Annotated in this window: 21 protein-coding genes; 4 read left to right on the top strand and 17 right to left on the bottom strand. The window is 41.9% G+C overall.

The window, feature by feature from the left end:
* Positions 1-20: 20 nt before the first annotated feature.
* Together L3V41_RS17100 and L3V41_RS17095 are read right to left on the bottom strand one after the other, a co-directional pair.
* Positions 21-974 (bottom strand): ion transporter, encoded by a 954-nt coding sequence (locus tag L3V41_RS17100; protein WP_157066224.1) that lies wholly within the window; start codon positions 972-974, stop codon positions 21-23.
* A 10-nt stretch (positions 975-984) separates the two neighbouring features.
* Complete coding sequence (locus L3V41_RS17095; RefSeq protein ID WP_237128160.1) at positions 985-3654, bottom strand: bifunctional acetate--CoA ligase family protein/GNAT family N-acetyltransferase; 2670 nt, start codon at positions 3652-3654, stop codon at positions 985-987.
* Positions 3655-3796: 142 nt separating this feature from the next.
* Between L3V41_RS17095 and L3V41_RS17090 the strand changes: the two genes are divergently transcribed.
* Entirely contained in the window at positions 3797-4513 is a 717-nt protein-coding gene (locus L3V41_RS17090; RefSeq protein ID WP_193988347.1) for an SIMPL domain-containing protein, read from the top strand.
* Here L3V41_RS17090 and L3V41_RS17085 read toward each other — a convergent pair.
* From L3V41_RS17085 to L3V41_RS17045, 9 genes are all read right to left on the bottom strand, one after another.
* Positions 4502-5758 carry a hypothetical protein gene (locus L3V41_RS17085; RefSeq protein ID WP_237128159.1) on the bottom strand — a complete coding sequence of 419 codons (1257 nt, stop codon included), beginning with the start codon at positions 5756-5758 and terminating at the stop codon, positions 4502-4504. The genes L3V41_RS17090 and L3V41_RS17085 overlap by 12 nt on opposite strands.
* 7 nt (positions 5759-5765) lie before the next feature.
* Positions 5766-6446: a hypothetical protein gene (locus tag L3V41_RS17080; protein ID WP_237128158.1), complete on the bottom strand. Its 681-nt coding sequence runs from the start codon at positions 6444-6446 to the stop codon at positions 5766-5768.
* A gap of 102 nt (positions 6447-6548) precedes the next feature.
* Entirely contained in the window at positions 6549-8384 is a 1836-nt protein-coding gene (locus L3V41_RS17075) for a DUF885 domain-containing protein (protein WP_062570110.1), read from the bottom strand.
* Positions 8385-8424: 40 nt separating this feature from the next.
* On the bottom strand, positions 8425-9561 hold the full coding sequence (gene hemW, locus L3V41_RS17070) for a radical SAM family heme chaperone HemW (protein ID WP_237128157.1): 1137 nt from the start codon (positions 9559-9561) through the stop codon (positions 8425-8427).
* A complete protein-coding gene (locus L3V41_RS17065) occupies positions 9558-10157 on the bottom strand; it encodes an XTP/dITP diphosphatase (protein WP_237128156.1) in 600 nt (199 codons plus the stop codon). Before L3V41_RS17065 ends, hemW begins: the two co-directional genes overlap by 4 nt.
* 7 nt (positions 10158-10164) lie before the next feature.
* Positions 10165-10605 (bottom strand): DUF4426 domain-containing protein, encoded by a 441-nt coding sequence (locus tag L3V41_RS17060; RefSeq protein ID WP_062570113.1) that lies wholly within the window; start codon positions 10603-10605, stop codon positions 10165-10167.
* Positions 10606-10659: 54 nt separating this feature from the next.
* Positions 10660-11193: a YggT family protein gene (locus L3V41_RS17055; protein WP_062570114.1), complete on the bottom strand. Its 534-nt coding sequence runs from the start codon at positions 11191-11193 to the stop codon at positions 10660-10662.
* A gap of 23 nt (positions 11194-11216) precedes the next feature.
* A complete protein-coding gene (proC, locus tag L3V41_RS17050; protein WP_237128155.1) occupies positions 11217-12038 on the bottom strand; it encodes a pyrroline-5-carboxylate reductase in 822 nt (273 codons plus the stop codon).
* Between the two features lie 17 nt (positions 12039-12055).
* The gene (locus L3V41_RS17045) at positions 12056-12769 is read right to left on the bottom strand and encodes a YggS family pyridoxal phosphate-dependent enzyme (RefSeq protein ID WP_237128154.1); all 714 of its coding nucleotides are present in this window, start codon (positions 12767-12769) and stop codon (positions 12056-12058) included.
* 2 nt (positions 12770-12771) lie between these two features.
* Here L3V41_RS17045 and L3V41_RS17040 point away from each other — a divergent pair, with 2 nt between their 5' ends.
* The 3 genes from L3V41_RS17040 to L3V41_RS17030 are packed head-to-tail and all read left to right on the top strand — an operon-like array spanning position 12772 to position 15829.
* Complete coding sequence (locus L3V41_RS17040; protein ID WP_062570117.1) at positions 12772-13812, top strand: type IV pilus twitching motility protein PilT; 1041 nt, start codon at positions 12772-12774, stop codon at positions 13810-13812.
* A 14-nt stretch (positions 13813-13826) separates the two neighbouring features.
* Positions 13827-14960, top strand: coding sequence for a PilT/PilU family type 4a pilus ATPase (locus tag L3V41_RS17035; RefSeq protein ID WP_062570118.1), 1134 nt, complete (start codon positions 13827-13829; stop codon positions 14958-14960).
* Entirely contained in the window at positions 14960-15829 is an 870-nt protein-coding gene (locus L3V41_RS17030; protein WP_237128153.1) for a hypothetical protein, read from the top strand. The genes L3V41_RS17035 and L3V41_RS17030 overlap by 1 nt, the downstream gene beginning before the upstream one ends.
* Here L3V41_RS17030 and ruvX read toward each other — a convergent pair.
* The 6 genes from ruvX to L3V41_RS17000 form a co-directional block, all read right to left on the bottom strand.
* Positions 15826-16275, bottom strand: coding sequence for a Holliday junction resolvase RuvX (gene ruvX / locus L3V41_RS17025; RefSeq protein WP_193988351.1), 450 nt, complete (start codon positions 16273-16275; stop codon positions 15826-15828). The two genes, L3V41_RS17030 and ruvX, sit on opposite strands and share 4 nt — an antisense overlap.
* A gap of 30 nt (positions 16276-16305) precedes the next feature.
* On the bottom strand, positions 16306-16863 hold the full coding sequence (locus tag L3V41_RS17020; RefSeq protein ID WP_062570121.1) for a YqgE/AlgH family protein: 558 nt from the start codon (positions 16861-16863) through the stop codon (positions 16306-16308).
* Positions 16864-16887: 24 nt separating this feature from the next.
* Positions 16888-17841 (bottom strand): glutathione synthase, encoded by a 954-nt coding sequence (gene gshB, locus L3V41_RS17015; protein ID WP_237114837.1) that lies wholly within the window; start codon positions 17839-17841, stop codon positions 16888-16890.
* A gap of 68 nt (positions 17842-17909) precedes the next feature.
* Positions 17910-18644: a 16S rRNA (uracil(1498)-N(3))-methyltransferase gene (rsmE, locus tag L3V41_RS17010; RefSeq protein ID WP_062570123.1), complete on the bottom strand. Its 735-nt coding sequence runs from the start codon at positions 18642-18644 to the stop codon at positions 17910-17912.
* Positions 18645-18703: 59 nt separating this feature from the next.
* Entirely contained in the window at positions 18704-19168 is a 465-nt protein-coding gene (locus L3V41_RS17005) for a hypothetical protein (protein WP_062570124.1), read from the bottom strand.
* Between the two features lie 28 nt (positions 19169-19196).
* Complete coding sequence (locus L3V41_RS17000) at positions 19197-20090, bottom strand: hypothetical protein (protein ID WP_062570125.1); 894 nt, start codon at positions 20088-20090, stop codon at positions 19197-19199.
* Between the last annotated feature and the right edge of the window lie 38 nt (positions 20091-20128).

Genomic DNA, 20128 nt, shown 5'->3' with positions numbered 1-20128 from the left:
AATGCGCGATACTTAAATTGCTAGTCTTGGCGTTTGCCACAGTGGCGGCAATAAAGGCTACGGTTACGGTTTTTTAATTCATTATGGATCGCTTTATTCGCTTCTTGCTGGCTTAGCCCAAGTTTATAGCGCAAGTTCTCTAAGTGCTCTTGCTCAACGGGGGTTAGGTGACCGTCCTCAATCGCTTCGTGGACTGCATCAGTAAATAGTTGCCTACGTTTACGTAATTGCTCAGAGAAGCTTGACGCGAGTAAACCTGTCGGAATTGCGACCATGCCCATACTCACTAAGGTGATTGCACCACCAAAGAGCCGCCCGAGTGGAGTTATTGGCACAACGTCGCCATAACCAACCGTTGTCAGTGTAACCATTGCCCACCACATTGCTGCAGGTATGGAGCCAAATTTATCCGGTTGTACATCATGCTCTATTAAGTAAATACCGCATGAGGCAATGATTAATACCACTGCCATGATAAAGAATGCTGCGAGTAAGGAGCTACTTTCTTCACGAAATGAATTAAGAAGCAGCTGCATGGCACGTGAGTAACGGGTGAGTTTAAAAATACGCATCAACCTCAGAACACGTAAGAAGCGTAAATCAACACTCACAAATACCATTAACAGAGTGGGCAAAATAGCAATCAGATCAATTAAGGCTAATGGGGTAAAGAAGTACTTTATGCGAATTTTAGAGTTCGTTAAGGGGCTTTCTTTATGCACGCTTTTATCCACGCAAGACCAAAGCCTTAATATGTATTCTAAGGTGAAAATGGCGACCGATACCAACTCTAACGTTAAAAACTCCTGATGATATTGCTTTGCCAAAGGGCCAACCGACTCTAATACAATAGCAACAACATTGATCATGATAAGTGACATCAAGAATACATCGAGTGCTCGACCTACTCTGCGGTATTTACCATTCCCTTCAAAAACACGGGCAGTATAATTTCTTAAACGATGCAAAATAATGATCCGTTTTTTAGTTTAACTGTAGCACCATATTAATGCTGCCTTCTTCAAAGTCGCGAGTGATTTTAAAACCAAGTTTACGGGCAAGCTCTATCATGCCTGTATTTTCCGGTAGTGTTATACCAGCAATTTGTTTAACTCCTTGGTTTTTGCAGTGCTCAATGGCAGCATTCATTAATATGGTGCCGAGCCCCAAACCTTGGCAGTCTGAGCGTACCACAATCGCGAATTCTGCCTCTTGCTTGTCAGGGTCCATTAATACCCGAGAAACGCCAAGAGTGCACGCTGAACCATTTTGTTCTTGGCTTACAATAAACGCCATTTCTCGGTCATAATCAATTTGCGTCATTTTTGCGAGTTGATCGTGATTAAATTGTGGCAGCTCACCAAAAAAGCGCTTGTATCTATCCTCTTTAGTTAAAGATTGATCAAACTCTAAATGTGCTTGTTCATCTTCTGGCTTTATTGGCCGCAATTGAGCTTGGGTATTGTTTTTAAGCGTTACATCTTTTACCAATTCAATAGGGTAAGGACGAATACATAGACGCTTACGGTTTGCCTTGGCCTTATAACGACTGAGTCCTATGGTGGCATCAAGCACTAAAAACTGACCGTTACTAGCTAAAATAGGGTTGAGCTCAACACTGGTTATATCAGGCTGGTCGATTACTAATTGAGAAATTCGTGTTAGTAGGGCGCATAAACGGTACTTATCGACTTTTTCAGGGAGTACTCTATCTTTTAGCACGCCTTTATCGTGTGCCGCAGCAATTAAGTATTTTGCCAGATTCATATTCAAAGGAGGGAGCGCTACAGCAGCTTGCCCAAACTCAAGCCCAGTGCCTGCTTCACCCAGCAATATAACGGGACCAAAGTTGGGTTCTGTTTTAATTGCAATACGCAGTTCATTGGCGCCAGCACGCGGTGCCATTTTTTGTAGCGAAAACCCTTCAATATGAGCATCAGGGTAGGTGTTTTTGATACGCAGTAGCATCGCAAAGGCAGTTTGCTCGACCTCTTGTGCATCATTTAGGTTAAGTACCACACCGCCTACTTCTGACTTTGATGGAATGCTCGGGCTAATTAACTTTAATGCCACTGGAAAGCCAAGTTCGATAGCGTGCTCTTTTGCTTCCGTTGGCGTGTAAGCCACTTCGGTTTGAATACAGTCAATGCCATAGTGAGTTAGAATTTGACTTGCTTCATGGGTTGATAAATAGCTTTGTTCTTCCGCTAAAAACTCATTTACCACAGCGCGCGCAGCTTCTTTATTTATTTTGGCATCATCTGTATTTGATTCAGGGGTTTGCGTTAAGTGCTTTTGATTTCGGCGATAACTGACTAGGTGCATAAACGCACCAACCGCCCCTTCAGGGGTACGGTAAGTTGGAATCGCATTGTTAGCACAGACTTTGCGTGCTGCATACGCGGCGTCTTCACCCATAAAGTTAGTCATGACATAAGGGCGAGCCATTTTTGGGATTTTTTGTAAGGTTTCGACAATGATCTCTGCGTAATCTTCACTCGGAGCAAGCGCGGACGGAGTATGAATAATGAGTAAGTTTTTAACCTCTTTTGCTTGCAGTAAGATTTCGAGTGCTTGTTGATAACGCCTCGGAGCAGAGTCACCAAAAATATCCACTGGGTTTGAGGTCATCTCTGATTGCGGGATCACTCTATTTAGTGCTGAGCGTGTTTCATCACTTAGCTCCGCGAGTTTACCAGAGCTTTGCAATAATGTGTCCACAGCCATGACCCCAGGGCCACCCCCATTGGTTAAAATGGTGAGCTGCTCAACTTTTAGAAGTTTAGGGTGCATTGCTAGAGTTTGTGTTGCAGCAAATAGCTCTCTAAGGTCATTTACCCTTAGCATACCTGCGCGTTGAAAAAGTGCATCGTACACTGCATCTGAGCTTTGTTTACCCCCTGTGTGAATCTCTGCAGCAAGTGCCCCTGCACTGGTTTTTCCGGTTTTAATCGCAATGACAGGTTTGCTGAATGCGGCTGCCCGTGCTGCGGAAATAAAGCTGCGGATATCTTCAATGTTATCAATGTATAAAAGAATAGCTTTGGTTTTGGCATCTCGACCTAAAAAGTCGAGTAGTTCATCAAAATTAATATCAATGCAGTCACCTACAGAGACAAAATACGAGAAGCCAATTTCTTTATTTTTAGCCCAATCAAGAATTGTAGAGCAAACTGCGGCTGATTGAGAAACAAAGGCAAGTTTGCCAGGACTTGCAACCGTGTGCGAAAAGCTCGCATTTAAGCCAATGTGAGGAATTAACAACCCTAAACAGTTAGGCCCAAGCAACGACACATTTGCTGCCTGTGCAGCGTCTTTTAAATGCTGCTTTTGATCAGGGTTAAGACCTGCTGCGATGATAACAGCATGTTTACAGCCAAGCTCTCCTAATTCTTTGATTATGTCTTTTAACGTGTTTTTATTGGTACAAATAACGGCAAGGTCTGGCACTTTGGGTAAGCTGGCGATACTCGGGTAAGCGAGCACACCATGTACTGCACTGTGATTTAAACTCACCGGCATAATTGGACCTTTGAATCCGCCCTGTAGCAAATTACGCATAACCACAAAACCAGCACGATTAGGTGAGTTCGACGCGCCAATGACAGCGACTGAAGATGGATTAAAAAATTGGCTAATACGTTTAACGCTCATGCTATTTCCTTCGCTTGCGCTTAGTTGTAAACATTTCAGGGTCTGTTAAGTTTATATACATAAGATAACCCTTTTATATAAGATAACCTGTTTACTACGACTTTTCGAGTCAAAAACAGTGACCTACATCAAGGAGATAAGCATGAATAAAGCGCAGCCGTTTAATGTCATAATTGCCGCGATTGCATTAACGATTGGTTTATTGGGGCTGGGCTTTATTTTAAAAAGTGCTGCGCTTGATGTAAAAGCCATGGAGCGTACTGTACAAGTTAAAGGCTTGGCTGAAATGGAAGTTGCCGCAGACACCGTTATTTGGCCGTTACAGTTTTCTGATGCCGATAATAACCTTGAAAAGTTAGTCGGGCGTGTTGAAAATAAAAACGATGCGGTCGTTGCGTTTTTGAAGTTAAATGGCTTTAGCGATGAAGAAATTAGCACGGGCAGCCAGTCAATAATTGACAAGCAAGCACGCGAATATGGTGGAGAAAATCAGCAATTTCGTTATATCGCTCGTTCTAATGTTATCGTCTATTCTAATGATATTGAAAAAGTTCAGCATGCACTGAGTCAAGTTAATCAGTTGGCAAAGCAAGGAATTGCTATAGTGCAAGACAATTACGAAACACGCATTCAATATTTATTTAATGGCCTTAATGAGATAAAGCCTGCCATGGTTCAGCAAGCGACAGAAAAAGCCCGCGAAGTGGCGATGAAATTTGCTAAAGACTCACAGTCTAAACTTGGTAAAATCAAAACGGCTCGCCAAGGTCAGTTTTCGATTTCAGATAGAGATTCTAATACACCACAGCTTAAAAAGGTGCGAGTCGTTACTAGCGTTGAATATTACTTATCTGACTAAGCCAAGTACTACAGAGAAAGGTAGCCGCATGCGAGTACAGACAATAACCGTGCGGCTAAGTGCGCCAAGCACAAAGCCACCACTAAATGCCACCGCCACACCCATTAAGCCAAACTGATCTTTTAAAAGTACTGCCATCAATACCGTGACACTGGTTGCGCCAAGTAAGACGTATAAGTTGATAAGCGGGTTACCTTTTAACTTAATCATACTACTGGCTAAGATTCTTGCAGGTAATAATAGCTGCCCTAGCAATAACAGTATTAAAATCCAAAACCCTTCTTGTAATTGGCTTTCACCATATAAATGCAGAAGGGGCTTTGCAAGCAAGGCAAGTAGCAAGATAGCGGCAAAGTTAAAACGCCACACCACTTTCATTAGCTCGCCAAGTTGCTGCTCGGTATTCTCATCAGCCATTAAAATAGGTTTTAAATATTGGCTCGCTGCATTACCTAAAATAGTCAGTAATCCAGCAATAACAACCGCGGGAAAGAAAATGCTTACACCTTGTGCACCAAACCAGTGATGCACCAGCAACACGTCAAGTTTTGCCACTAACACGGTTCCTGCACCACTTGCGAGCATGATTAAAGAGTCTTTACACCATTGCTTGGTTTGGTAGCGAGCAGCGCTTGCGACAATCATTTTTTTGATTAACCAGTATTGATAACTCGCTACACACAAGATGCTACAGAACAACAAGATACAAATCTCGACTAAAGATAAATCACCACGTATCAAGTACACAAAAAAGCAAAACCCAGCCGTTAACAATTCAAAAATACATTGCTGCGTTATCAGGCCAATTTTAGGTTTGTTTAAAGCGACTAAAAAAGCCGATTGGCTTTGCATAATGGCGCCAATTGGCACCAGTAACAGTAAATAAACGACATGTTCTTTGGCACTTTGGTGGGGGGATATAGCCTGAAAGCTAATGACTACTGCAGCTACAAAAATTACACCGAATAAACAAGATGCAGCCAAGTAAACATGTTTTAAGCCACGTAGTAAATCATGTTGTTGGGCTTTATAAAGTGGATAGCTTATTCGCATTAATGACGATGCAAACCCCATGCTTGCTGGCAATAAGAGTATTTCACAAAGCGCGAGTAACGCGGCGAAAGTGCCAAATTCATCATCGCTTAATAACCTCGCAAGGCACAAGGTGAGAATAATACGACTAGCATGATTCAGAGCAGTAAAACTACTGAGCGAGAGAAATCCTTTGACGACATCCTTGTTCATTGAGCTATTAATTTAATGTATGGAGTAACTGGGTCGTTGACACTTGTAAATACGTAGCACAAAGCAACACTTTGCTGTCGGTAATATTTGGTATATCCCTATTGTAAAATTGCTTAAGCTTATTAACTAGGGCTGTGACGGTGGTTTGGTTGTGGTTTTGATCTACTTCCATCATTGCCAGTAAAGCAGAGAACTCATGTTTTGCTGGCATCTGTGTGTTGTTATTACAAGCAATGTAACATCCTATCGGGGTTAATCCTTGTTGGTTTTGCGCTTTTAGTGCGACAGCTAAGCTTTCATTGCTTTCAAATAACATCAAAGAGCGTAAGTAATTAAAGGGCAGTTTATTTGCTTGGCAATGGCTAAACAGGTGATGTAACAGGTTGTTACCCTGTTGATCTGTAATATTAAAAGCATTTTGAAATTTGAGCCCTGGGGTGAAAAAACTGAGTTTGTCGATATCATCAATAAAGCCGACAGCTTCGCTCGGAAGTGGGCTTGCTTCGAGCAAATGTGCAGCGACATTTTGTAAAAATAGGTATTTTACTTCGCTGCTATTTGCTAATTGATGTAGATGTTGTAACTGCGCTGCTTGCAATACGCTCGACAAACCTTGGTAATCAGTGAGTAACTCTTTTAACTGATGATGTTGGAGTCGGCTGTTAAGTTGTTCAATAGCGCTTAGCATGAAGTCTCTCAATTATTATTCTTTGGGGTAGGTATAGCTATTTATAGCGTGTTTATCAGTAATAAAAAAGGCCGCAAAGCGGCCTTTTTATCAATTATGTTTTTAAGCGGCTTGTTTTTTAGCAACCCACTGATCAACAAATTGCTCTAAAACGTTAAGTGGTACAGCACCATTTTTAAGTACAACATCATGGAACTCACGAATATCGAACTTTTCACCAAGCTTTTCTTTTGCTGCTTCACGCAACTCTAAAATCTTTAGCATACCCACTTTGTAAGCGGTTGCTTGAGAAGGCATTACGATGTGACGCTCAACCATTTTAACGGCATCAGAGGTCGCATTTGGCGTATTATTAACGTAATAATCGATGCCTTCTTGACGAGTCCACTTCATTGCATGGATACCCGTATCTACAACTAAGCGACAAGCTCGCCATAACTCCATAGAAAGGCGGCCAAAATCAGAATATGGGTCTTCATATAAGCCCATTTCTTTTGGTACTAGCTCAGAGTACAAACCCCAGCCTTCAATGTAGGCCGTGTAGCCACCAAACTTGCGGAATTTAGGTACACCGTCAAGCTCTTGTGCGATGGCAATCTGCATGTGGTGGCCTGGAATACCTTCATGATAAGCAAGTGCTTCCATTTGGTATGTTGGCATCGCTTCCATATCGTACAGGTTTGCGTAGTAAATACCTGGGCGTGAGCCGTCTGGTGCAGGTTGTTGATAGAAGGCTTTACCCGCTGCTTTTTCGCGGAACGCTTCAACAGCTTTCACTTTCAGACCTGCTTTAGGTTTAACAATGAATAACTCATCTAAGCGTGTCTTCATGTTATCGATAAGGGCTGTTGCTTCGTCAAGGTAACGTTGTTTACCTTCTGCTGTATTCGGGTAGTAGAACTGCTTATCTGTTTTCATGAATTGCATGAATGCTTGAAGGTCGCCTTCAAAGCCTACTTTATCTTTGATAGCGCGCATCTCATCATGAATACGTGCAACCTCAGCTAAGCCAATCGAGTGGATTTCTTTTGCTGTTAGCTCAGTGGTTGTAGTACGTGCTAATGCGTTGTTATAGAAGGTTTCGCCATCAGGAAACTTCCATGCTCCATCACGCTCATCGGCACGTTTTTCTAGCTGAGCTAAGAAGTTGATTAATTTAGTGTAAGAGGGCTTCACAGCTGCTTTTAGGGCTTTTTCAGCATCGCTGATAAGCGCTGATCTCTCACTGTCGGCAATATCCAGTGCTGCCACTTTACGTTTAAAGTCAGCAAGAAGTGTTGAGTCATCACCAGAATCAAATGGTGCGCCATGTAAAATGTTTTTACTTGAATCAACAACATGTGGGAACACAAACTTAGGTGCAATAATGCCCTTATCTGCACGTACTTCAAGGTCCTTGATTAGTTGATCAATAACCGTTGTGACACCGTTTAAACGCGAGATATATGCTTTTGCATCAGAGACATCAGTAATTTGATGTTGGTTGATTAGAAAAGCAGGGATCATTGAGTGAACCCCAAACATTTGGTTCACAGGGTAGTTGTAATAACGCCATTTGAAATCAGCGATGTCATTTTCAAGATCTTGTTTCTTTAAGTCGTAACTAACTTTTGTGGCGTCATCAAGTAAGTCGCGGTTAATTGCATTCAGTGCGACTAGGTCTGCTTTTTTTTGTTCAAAATCAGCTAAAGCACGCTCTTCGCTACCATCATCCCATTTGCCGTAATCTTTTTTAATACCCATATAGGTTTGAGATACAGGGCTGTTCATTATATCGCGATTAAAAGTGTCTTCGAAAAACGCATTGGCTTTATCTATTTCACTTTGTACAGGCTGGCTTTGTACACTTGGCGCTGATGTCGGTTGCTCTTGCATTTGTTGGCAACCGCCAAGTAATGCAACACTTACCGCAGCTGCGATGAAGGTTAGTTTACGCATTTTAGTTCCTTTGTCGTTGTTAGAAATTTAATTTTTGTTGTTAAACGAATAATTCTAGCAGGTCATTTAAATAACGATGGCCTTTTTGGCTCACCTGCCAAGTTTCTGAGTTATCTATTAGTAGCCCTTTTGCGATGGCTGTATTTAAGGCTCGCTGCTGACTTTGCTGCGATAAACCTGTCAGTGACGATAAGTCTTTTTTAGGGCATGACTCGACAAGGCGAAAGCGGTTCATAAAAAACTCAAACGCTAAATCGTCTTCCTCTACGCGCCATTGCTTATATAAATAAGGCTTTGCTAAGTCCATATAACCGCGAGGATGCTTGACTTTTTCAGTGCGAGTGATGACCCCAGTTTTTATGTTGGTGACTTTACCATGCGCGCCACAGCCAATACCGAGATAATCGCCAAATCGCCAATAATTTAAGTTATGCTGACATTGGTAGCCAGGTTTTGCATAGCCAGAAATTTCGTATTGCTCATAACCTGCTTCGGCTAGCAATGCTTGCCCTTGCTCTTGGATATCCCACAATATATCGTCTTGGGGTAAAGTCGGTGGTTTTGAGGCAAATTGTGTATTGGGTTCTATGGTTAATTGGTACCAAGAAATATGTGGCGGATTTAATGCAATAATTTTTTTAAGGTCGCTCAGTGCATCCTCAAGAGATTGTCCTGGAAGCCCATGCATTAAATCTAGGTTGAAACTGTTTAGTCCAGCTTGGTGAGCTTGTTCAGCCGCATAGTTTGCTTCATCGGCACCATGAATGCGACCAAGCGCTTTGAGTTTATCGTTTTGCATGCTTTGCACGCCAATCGAAATACGATTGATACCAGCACCAACATACTCTTTAAAACGGCCTGTTTCGACAGTGCCTGGGTTTGCTTCTAGGGTTATTTCACAGTCATCGCTTAGGCCAATTAATCTGTCGACTTCGCTAAGTAGGCGAGTATAAGCATCACCCGTTAATAAGCTCGGGGTGCCGCCGCCAATAAAGATGCTGTGGATTTTACGCCCTTGCACTAAATGTAGATCGGCTTTGAGATCATCAATTAGGTGCTGAACATATTCTTTTTCGGGGATCGTGCCTTTTTGGCCATGACTATTAAAATCACAGTAAGGGCACTTTTGCACGCACCAAGGTACGTGCACATATAGACTTAAAAGCGGTAAGTTCACAGGCCGCCTTTTTGCTGCAATTGCGCAAGGAGTTGTTTAAGAGCTTGACCTCGGTGACTCAGTGCATTCTTTTGCTCTTTAGTTAGTTGTGCGCTGGTGCACTGCTCAGAAGGCACATAAAACACCGGATCATAGCCAAAACCACCTTGACCGTCTTGGCTCTGGGTGATTTCGCCTTCCCAGCTTGCACTACAAATAAGTGGCGTTGGGTCATCTGCATGGCGCATTAGTACCAATACACACCAAAAGCGTGCGCTACGTATAGGGTTATCAGCAAGTTCTTTTAATAGTTTGTCGATATTATCTTGATCGCTAGCACCTTCTTTAGCAAAGCGTGCTGAGTAAACGCCAGGTGCACCATTTAGGCCGTCTACTTCAAGTCCTGAGTCATCGGCAATGGCTGGCATACCCGTGATCTTCGCCGCATGACGCGCTTTAATGATGGCGTTTTCAACAAATGTGGTGCCTGTTTCTGGCACCTCTGGTACTTGAAAATCGCTTTGTGGAACCACGTTAATATTAAGCGGGCTGAGCATGCTTGCCAGCTCTTTTACTTTGCCAGGGTTACCCGTGGCTAAAACTAAGGTGTTGTTCATATGAGAGTTAGTCTACGTAAAATTTTTGCTGAAACTTCAGTGTTTGTATTTGGCCGTTTTTATTGATTTCGATGTTAAAACGGTAAATCTCTTCGTTGCTGTAGTCGATTTGCGCTAAGTAATAAATCGCATCGCCTTCAATAACTTCTTTAAACTCGAGCTGTTTACTATTGCCAAGTAAGTTGCGAGCGGTGCCTGTTAAGGTCGCTGTTTGTGCTGTTTTGTCGCTGTTTTTTAATACCGAAATATTGATAACCCCTTTGCTCGGGCTACGGTCTAAATCGTAATTTTTGGCGATATTAGGCTGAATAAAGGTGGATGGAAAGGCAATATAGTGAACCTCCCAAGGGCCAAGCTTTTTAAATTGAGCGCCTGTTTGTTCATCCGCCTTAGCAAAGTTTAAAAATAAACTTAGGCAGAGGAAGGTAATAAGAATAATTTGCTTCATGGAATATCTCACTTAACAAAAGAGGCCTAGCGGCCTCTTAATTCACAAATGGCGTTAGCCTATAAAATCCATTAACAGGATTTGTAAAAACTGCAAACCAATGATGAGTACCAGAATCGATAAGTCTAAGCCCCCTAATGGTGGAATAACTTTACGAATCGGACGCAGCATAGGTTCGGTTAGTTGATGGAAAACAGCTTCAATAGGGTTATAGCCCTGACTTACCCAGCTTAGTAACGCACGGATAATTAAAACCCAAAATAACAGGTTTAAGCCTTCTTTTATCACCGTCATAAATGCCGAAACAAAGACAGGTGCTGCTGACCAGCCGCCATAAAACATCAACATAATGACACTTATTTTTGCTACCGCCACTAAATAAGCAAGTAGTAAAGAAGCCATGTCAAAGCCACCAAACCCAGGGATGATTTTACGTAATGGGTTAACAGCAAATGAAGTGGCTTTTACCACAAACTGGCTCATAGGATTATAAAAGTCAGCTTTTGCCGCTTGTAACCAAAAGCGTAAAAGGACCACCATTAAAAAGAGATCAAAAATAATCTCAACTAAAAATTGCATGGCTTGCATAGTTTTACCTTCAAAAAGTAAGCTTAGAGTTCTTTTTCCATTTCTTCTGCACGAGCAATACAGGCATCCATTGCATCTGCAACAGTACCTACAAGACCTTGGCTTTTCAGGTGCTCAACAGCTGCATGGGTTGTTCCGCCTTTTGATGTAACATTGGCACGTAGCTGAGAAATACTAATGTCTTGCTGTGAAAGCGCCATTTCGGCTGCGCCTAGCGCGGTTTGTTGTACTAAACGGCGTGCATCGTCATCGCTAAAACCAAGTGCTTTGGCTTTTTCTTCAATCGCTTCCATAAATAAGAAGAAGTAAGCTGGAGATGAGCCTGTTACCGCAATGATATCGTTGATTTGCGACTCGTTTTCTACCCACACAACAATACCTGTACATTCAAAAACTTGTTGTACAAATTCATGCTCTTGGGCAGTTTCACCCGCACCAAATAAACCTGACACACCACGACCAAGTAATGACGGTGTGTTAGGCATACAACGGACCATTTTAACGTCTTGACCTAACATTTCGCGTAGACGTCGTACAGTTAAACCTGCGGCCACAGAAATAAATAGTTTATCGCTAAAGTCTATGCCTGAATCTTGGAACGATTGGCATAAATCACCCATCATTTGTGGTTTAACAGACAATACAATCACATCTGCATCGCGAAGTGCCGCGTTGTTGTCCGCGGTTGTTTGCACCCCGAAATCAGCAGCAACCTTCGCTAATTTTTCTTGGTTGCGATTGGTTGCAATGATGTTTTTAGCTGCAAAACCGTTCTTTACCATGCCGCCAATAATGGCGTAGCTCATGTTACCCGTGCCTATAAATGCGATTTTTTTATCTGACATATGTCTGTTATCACCTTTTAATTTCGTTGGCCAAATATATCCGTGCCAATGCGTACCATAGTTGAACCTGCGGCAATCGCAGCTTCAACATCATTACTCATACCCATCGACAAGGTGTCTACTTGGGGATATTGGGCCTTTAGTTTATCAAAGCAAGCGCTTAATTGCTCAAAATATTGTAATTGTAGCTGGCTATCGTCGGTTTTTGCAGGGATAGCCATGACACCACGTAGGCATAAATTGTCGCACTGACTAATAAATTCAGCCAGCGTTATTAGCTCGTCTGGGTGGCAGCCTGACTTTGCCTCTTCTAAACTAATATTAACTTGAATTAATACATTCAGCGGAGCCTTATCAGCTGGTCGTTGTTCATTCAGGCGTTTTGCTATTTTTGTTCGGTCAACACTTTGGACCCAATCAAAGTTAGCGGCGACAAGTGCACTTTTATTTGATTGAATAGGGCCGATAAAATGCCAGACTATCTCATTGTAGTCTTTCAGTGCAGCTACCTTTTCAACGGCCTCTTGTACATAGGACTCACCAAAGAGGCGTTGTCCATATTGGTAGGCTGAGATGATATCAGCGACAGGCTTGGTTTTTGAAACAGCGAGTAAGCTAATCGTTTGCTCATCACGGTGATTATTTTTTGCCGCTTGAGTTATTCTTGCGTAGGCGGATTTAAGTCGTTCTGCTATTGTAACCATATAATTATCAGTTGGTTGTGGAGTCATAAATGGATATTACCGAATTATTGGCCTTTAGTGTGCAACATAAGGCCTCGGATTTACACTTATCATCGGGTGTATCACCTATGATACGCGTCGATGGCGATGTACGTCGTATTAATATTCCAGCATTAGAACAAAAAGATGTAAACAGTCTGGTTTACGATATTATGAACGATAATCAGCGTAAGGACTATGAGCAAAATCTCGAAGTGGATTTTTCTTTTGAAGTACCTAATCTTGCTCGTTTTCGTGTTAACGCGTTTAATTCAAACCGAGGACCCGCTGCTGTATTTCGTACAATTCCCAGTGATGTGTTAACACTTGATGATTTAGGTGCGCCGGAAATATTTAAGACCATTGCTGATAACCCACGCGGTTTGGTTTTAGTGACAGGACCAACTGGTTCAGGTAAATCAACCACCTTGGCAGCGATGGTTGATTACATTAATCAGACCAAACACCACCATATTTTAACGATTGAAGATCCAATCGAATTTGTTCACGACAATAAGCTGAGCCTTATTAACCAACGTGAAGTTCATCGTGATACTCACAGCTTCTCTAATGCTCTACGAAGTGCGTTACGTGAAGATCCTGATGTTATTTTAGTGGGTGAGCTTCGTGATTTAGAAACTATTCGCTTAGCCATGACGGCCGCAGAAACAGGCCATTTAGTGTTCGGTACTTTGCATACCACATCTGCACCAAAGACCATTGACCGTATTATCGACGTATTCCCAGGTGAAGAAAAAGACATGGTGCGCTCAATGCTTTCAGAGTCGTTGCGTGCTGTTATTTCGCAAACATTACTTAAAAAAGTAGGAGGTGGGCGAGTGGCAGCGCATGAGATTATGATAGGGATCCCTGCTATTCGAAATCTTATTCGTGAGGATAAAATTGCACAGATGTATTCATCGATTCAAACTGGCGCATCACATGGTATGCAAACAATGGATCAATGTTTAGGTAATTTAGTGAACTACGGCATTGTTACTACAGCAGATGCTAGAGCTAAAGCGCAAGATAAAACTCAGTTTGGTGGCTAACGGAGCACTTAATTATGACAATACCTTTAAATCGCTTTTTACAGGTGATGATCGATAAGAATGGTTCAGATTTATTTGTGTCTAGTGGCTTACCTGTTAGTGCCAAAATTAACGGTGAATTGCAACCGCTGACCGACGATAAGTTATCTGATGAGCAGGCACTGGCTATGGTTGAGTCTGCGATGAACGAAAAGCAACGTAATGAGTTTCACGCAACAAAAGAATGTAACTTTGCCATTGCAACAGAAGAAGGGCGGTTTCGTGTTTCTGCATTTTGGCAGCGAGACCAAGCGGGGATGGTTATTCGCCGAATTGTGACGCAAATTCCTGATGTAAACGATTTAGGATTACCGTCTATTCTTACCGATGTGATAATGGCAAAACGTGGCTTAGTGCTGTTTGTGGGTGGTACCGGTACCGGTAAGTCAACCTCGCTTGCTGCGCTTTTAGGTTATCGAAATCGTAATCAACGTGGGCATATTCTTACCATTGAAGATCCAATCGAGTTTGTGCATGAGCACCAAAAAAGTATTATTACTCAACGCGAAGTAGGTCTTGATACTGAAAGCTTTGAGTCAGCGTTAAAAAGCTCATTACGCCAAGCGCCTGATGTTATTTTAATTGGTGAAATCCGTTCACAAGAAACCATGGAATATGCATTAAGTTTTGCTGAAACAGGGCATTTATGCGTCGCAACGTTGCACGCTAATAATGCCAACCAAGCCATTGACCGTATTATGCACTTAGTACCAAAAGAAAAGCACGATAAGCTAAAATACGACTTAGCACTGAACCTACGCGCAATTGTTGCACAGCAACTGGTGCCAACAGCGGATGGGGAAGGCCGTGTGGCTGCTATCGAGATCTTGCTTAATTCTCCTATGGTCGCTGAACTGATAAAGCGCGGTGATATTGGTTCAATAAAAGAAACTATGGCGAAATCAAAAGAAATGGGTATGCAGACTTTTGACCAAGCCTTGTTTGAGCTTTATAAACACCAGCGTATTAATTATGCCGATGCCTTGCATCATGCTGACTCGCCAAACGATTTACGCTTGATGATCAAGTTACAAAATAACGAGCAAAAAGGGGCTGGCTTTTTACAAGGTGTGACTATTGATGGCCTTGATGAAAAGGGTAATAGCTAATGTTGAAGGGGATAAAAATAGCATGCATTATTTTTATTTTGAGTGCTTTTCCTGCAAAAGCAAGCGAATTAAATGACATCGTTATTTTTATCCGTGACGATGTGTATAACGATTATACTCGCTTCTTAAATGGTCGTCAGCCCAGTGAAGTGAATGACTTTACTGGGGCATATATCCGCCGTGATGTGGTGGATATGATTATCGCACAACAAGCCTTGATGTTGGGTGGCTTCACTAAGTCGTTTAGCTACCATACAGGGAATGTGAATTTTCGTAAGACTAAGTTACTTGAAGACGGTAAGTTACTGATTAGTTTTGATAGTGTTTGGTCCCTTGACGCTGAGCAGCTCGCTAAAGATGTGTATATTTCTGATGCGGTTATTCGTAAGGGAGAGTACTATGCCGGTGTATTTACTGCACCGTCGAATCACCGTGTATTAAAACTACAAAAACGTGAAGACTTCAAATCGTTGACAGCTGTATCTACGCCTAAATGGCTAACAGACTGGCACACCTTGTCTGCGTTGCCATTAAAAGAGCTACTGAGAGAAGACGAGTGGTTGAGTCAAGTTCGTATGGTGTCTATGAAGTGGGTTGACTTTGTGATGATGCCACTGATGCCAAGCCTCAAAAATCAATATCATTTAGAAGACATTCGTTTAGTCGCGGTGCCAAATATAGTCTTACAGCTCAACGATAGCCGTCATTTTATTATTTCTAAGCATCACCCTGATGCAAGCCAAGCGTATGCTGCGCTGCAAGCAGGGCTCAAGCAGTTACGCAAACAAGGGGCAATAGAAAAAGCCTACAAAGAGGCAGGCTTCATTCCTAACTTAAACGATTATACCGTGATTAACAGTACCGATTAATCACCGTAAAATTGTTCAAAAAAGCTTTCAAGAATAATCACAGCAGACATATTATCCACATTCCCTTTGCCTAAGTTGCGATAGCCACCTTGTTCAAATAAGCGTGCTTTAGCGTCTGCGGTGGTTAAGCGTTCATCCTGAGTTTCAACAGGAATAGCAAAATGATTATGTAGGCGGTTCGCAAATTTCTTCGCTTTGAACGTCACTTCTTGTGAGGTGCCATCCATATTAAGCGGCAAGCCAACAACCATAAGATCAGGTTGCCATTCATCCACTTGTTTTTTAATTTGTTGCCAATCAGGAATCCCCTCTTTGGCTTTGACGGCTTGTAGGCTTGACGCCGTGCCGGTTAATTCTTGGCCAATGGCAATACCGATACTTTTGGTACCAAAGTCAAAGCCCATAACGGTTCGCTCGCCTACAGGCTTAAACGTTCTTTTTGTCATAATGAATTAATTAAAATAAGGCAGTAAAAATTAGGCATGACCAGCTTCAGAACTTAACTGACTGACGTCAAAGCCCAGCATTGAGACTGCTTTTTCCCAACGCTTTTCTACTGGGGTATTAAAGATGATCTCAGGGTCTGCTTTGATGATCAGCCACGAATTTTCAAGTAGTTCTTGTTCAAGCTGACCTTGATCCCAACCTGCATAACCCAGTGTAATAATAAATTGCTCGGGTGCTTCTGCTGTCGTTAAGCTTGCCAGTACATCTTTTGATGTGGTGATCATAATATCACTACTAAGCTTTTGGCTTGCAGCATAGCCGGGCTTTGGGGAATGCAGTACAAAACCTCGGTCTGTTTTTACAGGGCCACCAGCATAGACAGCAAGGCTTGCCGCATCTTGGCTTTTATCGTTATCGATCTCAATTTTATCGAGTAACTCACCCACTGTGATGTTGATGGGTTGGTTAATCACCAAACCCATTGCACCATCTTGATTATGCTCACAAATATACGTTACAGCATGCTTAAAGAAAGGGTCTTGCATGCTAGGCATTGCAATTAAGAAGTGATTCTCTAATGACTGCATAGGTCGCCCCTTTTGTTGTTTAAATTAAGTATGGCTCAGTTTTCTTTCAATGGCATTAAATAAGTGGCCAGTGATTGAAATGTCATAAGCTGCTTCAATTTCTTTTACACAGGTTGGTGCTGTTACATTAATTTCGGTTAAGCGGTCACCAATGATATCCAGTCCCACAAAAATGAGACCTTTTGCTTTAAGTGTTGGTGCGACGGCTTCTGCGATTTTACGATCTGAGTCGCTTATTGGGCGAGCTTCACCACGGCCACCTGCGGCTAAATTACCACGTGTTTCACCGTTTTGTGGTATACGTGCAAGACAGTATGGCATGACTTCACCATCGACGACCAAGACGCGTTTATCGCCTTGTTTAATCTCTGGGATATAATTTTGTGCCATGGCAAAACGGCTACCATGCTCGGTTAATGTTTCGCAAATTACACCGATATTGGCATCGTCTTCTTTAACACGAAAGATTGACGCGCCCCCCATGCCATCTAGCGGTTTTAAAATGATATCTTTATGTTCAGCTAAAAATGCACGAATGTCTGCTTGGCTGCGGGTTACCAAGGTATCTGGCGTGTGCTCGCTAAACCATGCTGTAAATAACTTTTCGTTTGCATCGCGAAGGCTTTGTGGCTTATTAATAATGAGTGTTCCAGCTTGCTCTGCGCGCTCTAAAATATAGGTTGCGTAAATATATTCAGTATCAAAAGGCGGATCTTTACGCATTAAAATAACGTCTAAATCGGCAAGGGCAATTGTTGATTTTTCTTCAAGCTCGTACCAGTGATTAACATCATCGAAAACACGTGCCTTTGATGCGGTTGCATAACCTTGACCTTGACGTAGCGATAGGTCGTCCATTTCCATGTAGTAAAGTTCGTAACCACGTTTTTGTGCTTCCATCATCATTGCGAAGCCTGTGTCTTTTTTAATATTAAAGCCACTAATTGGATCAGAGATTATGCCTAACTTAATTGCCATGTTTTTGCCTTAGAATAGAATGACTACACTGTGTCGGTTACTTTAATATATGGGTGTTTTTATGGTTTTCAATTCGCTAAATCGCCAAACTGCAGTTGCAGTGCGCTGAGTACTGTTAGCGCAGCGGTTTCAGTACGCAGTACACGGGGGCCTAAGCGAATATCGACAAAAGCTTGTTGCTTAGCAATATTAATTTCTTCATCGGTAAATCCCCCTTCAGGGCCAACTAAAAAGCGCACCCCCTCGCTTGGGACTTGAATGGTTTTTATACTGTGTTCAGCGCGTGGGTGTAGAGTCAGTTTTAGAGCATCGCTGGTTTGCTCTAACCACTCTTTTATATCGATAGGTGGGTGTACGACAGGCACAAAGTTACGACCAGATTGCTCTGCGGCAGCAATCGCTATTTTTTGCCATTGTTGATGTTTTTTAGCAAGGCGATCACCGCTTAGCTTGACACCACAGCGTTGACTAAAAATAGGGGTGATCTCAGTAATTCCCAGCTCTACAGATTTCTGAATGGTAAAGTCCATTTTATCGCCACGTGAAATACCTTGGCCTAAGTGAATTTTAAGCGGTGACTCTACATCATGATTGATAAACTCTTGCGGCTCTACAATCACGCTCTTTTTACTTACTTCAATAATTTCACTTAAGTACTCTCCGCCTTCGCCATTGAAGATAGAGACTTTTTCTCCAGCTTTCATGCGAAGTACTCGACCGATATGACCGGCAGCATCATCATCAAGTGCTACTTGGGTGTTTAAAGAAATTGCTGATGGTTGGTAAATATGAGGAATTCGCATTGGATGTCGCTTATCAAATAATTTAGCAATATGGTAAGTATACAGCGCGATGGGTGCAATTATTTATTTAAATCTTCACTTAAGGTGAGAATGTCGGCTGTCGTTTGAGCGATGTCTGTTTGGCAAGATAAATGGTTTATATGAGCGGCGTCTGGGCAAGGTATAAAATTAAATCCTTGCTCATTTTGGTGTATTAAAAAGCGTACTTTGTGCAGCGAATTGTAAATAAATTTTTGAGCGTCATCGGCAAGTTGGTAGTCAGTATGGTTAATCAACACGCCTTTTATGTCATGGTGCTCATGCAGGTAACTTGCCAATTCGGAAACACTTATTTCATTACTAAAGTCGCAGTAACAATAATCTTTTATTAGCTCGTCGAACATCAGTTTAACCATGTGCCGGCTATTCGCTCCTGCAACAACTAACGTTGAGCCGCCTTTACCTGCAAAATAATGATGCGTAAAAGCATGACTAAACTCATTGTCGACATCAACTAGCAAATAATTATTAACTTTAAAGGGCATACTGCCTCACTTATTATGTATTTCCATATTAAATCGAAAACATGCTAATTAGTAGATAGCCTATCGCGCCGTAAACGGCAAACTCGATACAGGCAATACCTATGTTATCTTGATGATCCACTTCTAACGATGTATTAATATTCGGTAATGAAATATATTTAATGATATAACTCAAAACATATAACAATACCCACATAGCACCGCAATGAGAGACTAGCGTAAATAGGTTTTCTACCATCTTACCACTAATAAATGATGCACTGGCAAGACCAGCATACCCTGCTAAGGCAAGACCAATCGATTTACCCGCATAACGAATACCAATAGAGGTATTTTCAAGGTTAAAATTGCTCTGTAAAGAAGCCCCTTGGTTAGCCTTGGCAAAACGGTACTCGCGAATTTTACTATCCAGAGCAAACATGCCCTGTAGCACAAAAAAGCTAACAGTGGCTATTAGTAAGCTGCTGTAACCTTGAGTATGACACCAATTATAAAGGCCTAAACTAATAATACAGTTTGCGATTAACATACCTGAGTCAACCAAAGCCGCACAAACATTTTGTTTTAAAATAGCGGCTTCTTCGTTAAAGCGATATAAAATCCATTTCCGATGAATGAGGTGACCCACTTTAATGAAGGAGAACAACAAGGCGATTAAAACGACCACCTTAAGTGGGTTTGATTGAGCTGCACTTAAACTGATTTCATCAAAAATATAAGCAATGGTCGCAATCACGACGAGAATTTCACTGGCAAAGCTAATCCCCATTGCAAAATTATCATGTTGTGCGAGCTCTTCTTTAAGCGCTTGTTTTGCTTTAATTTGCGTTAAGATACGTAGAAGTACTATGGTTATGCAAATTACAGCAAAACTAATGGCAATCGCGACTAAACTAGTGTTAGATAATGATAAATAATGCATGCAGATCCCTGCTAAATAATTCTTTGATAATCATTCTA

It is taken from the genome of Pseudoalteromonas sp. L21, assembly GCF_021728035.1.
In the GTDB taxonomy this organism is placed as follows: domain Bacteria; phylum Pseudomonadota; class Gammaproteobacteria; order Enterobacterales; family Alteromonadaceae; genus Pseudoalteromonas; species Pseudoalteromonas arabiensis.
Note: the sequence above shows the minus strand (reverse complement) of the source record. Positions and strands in the feature narration are given on the sequence as shown.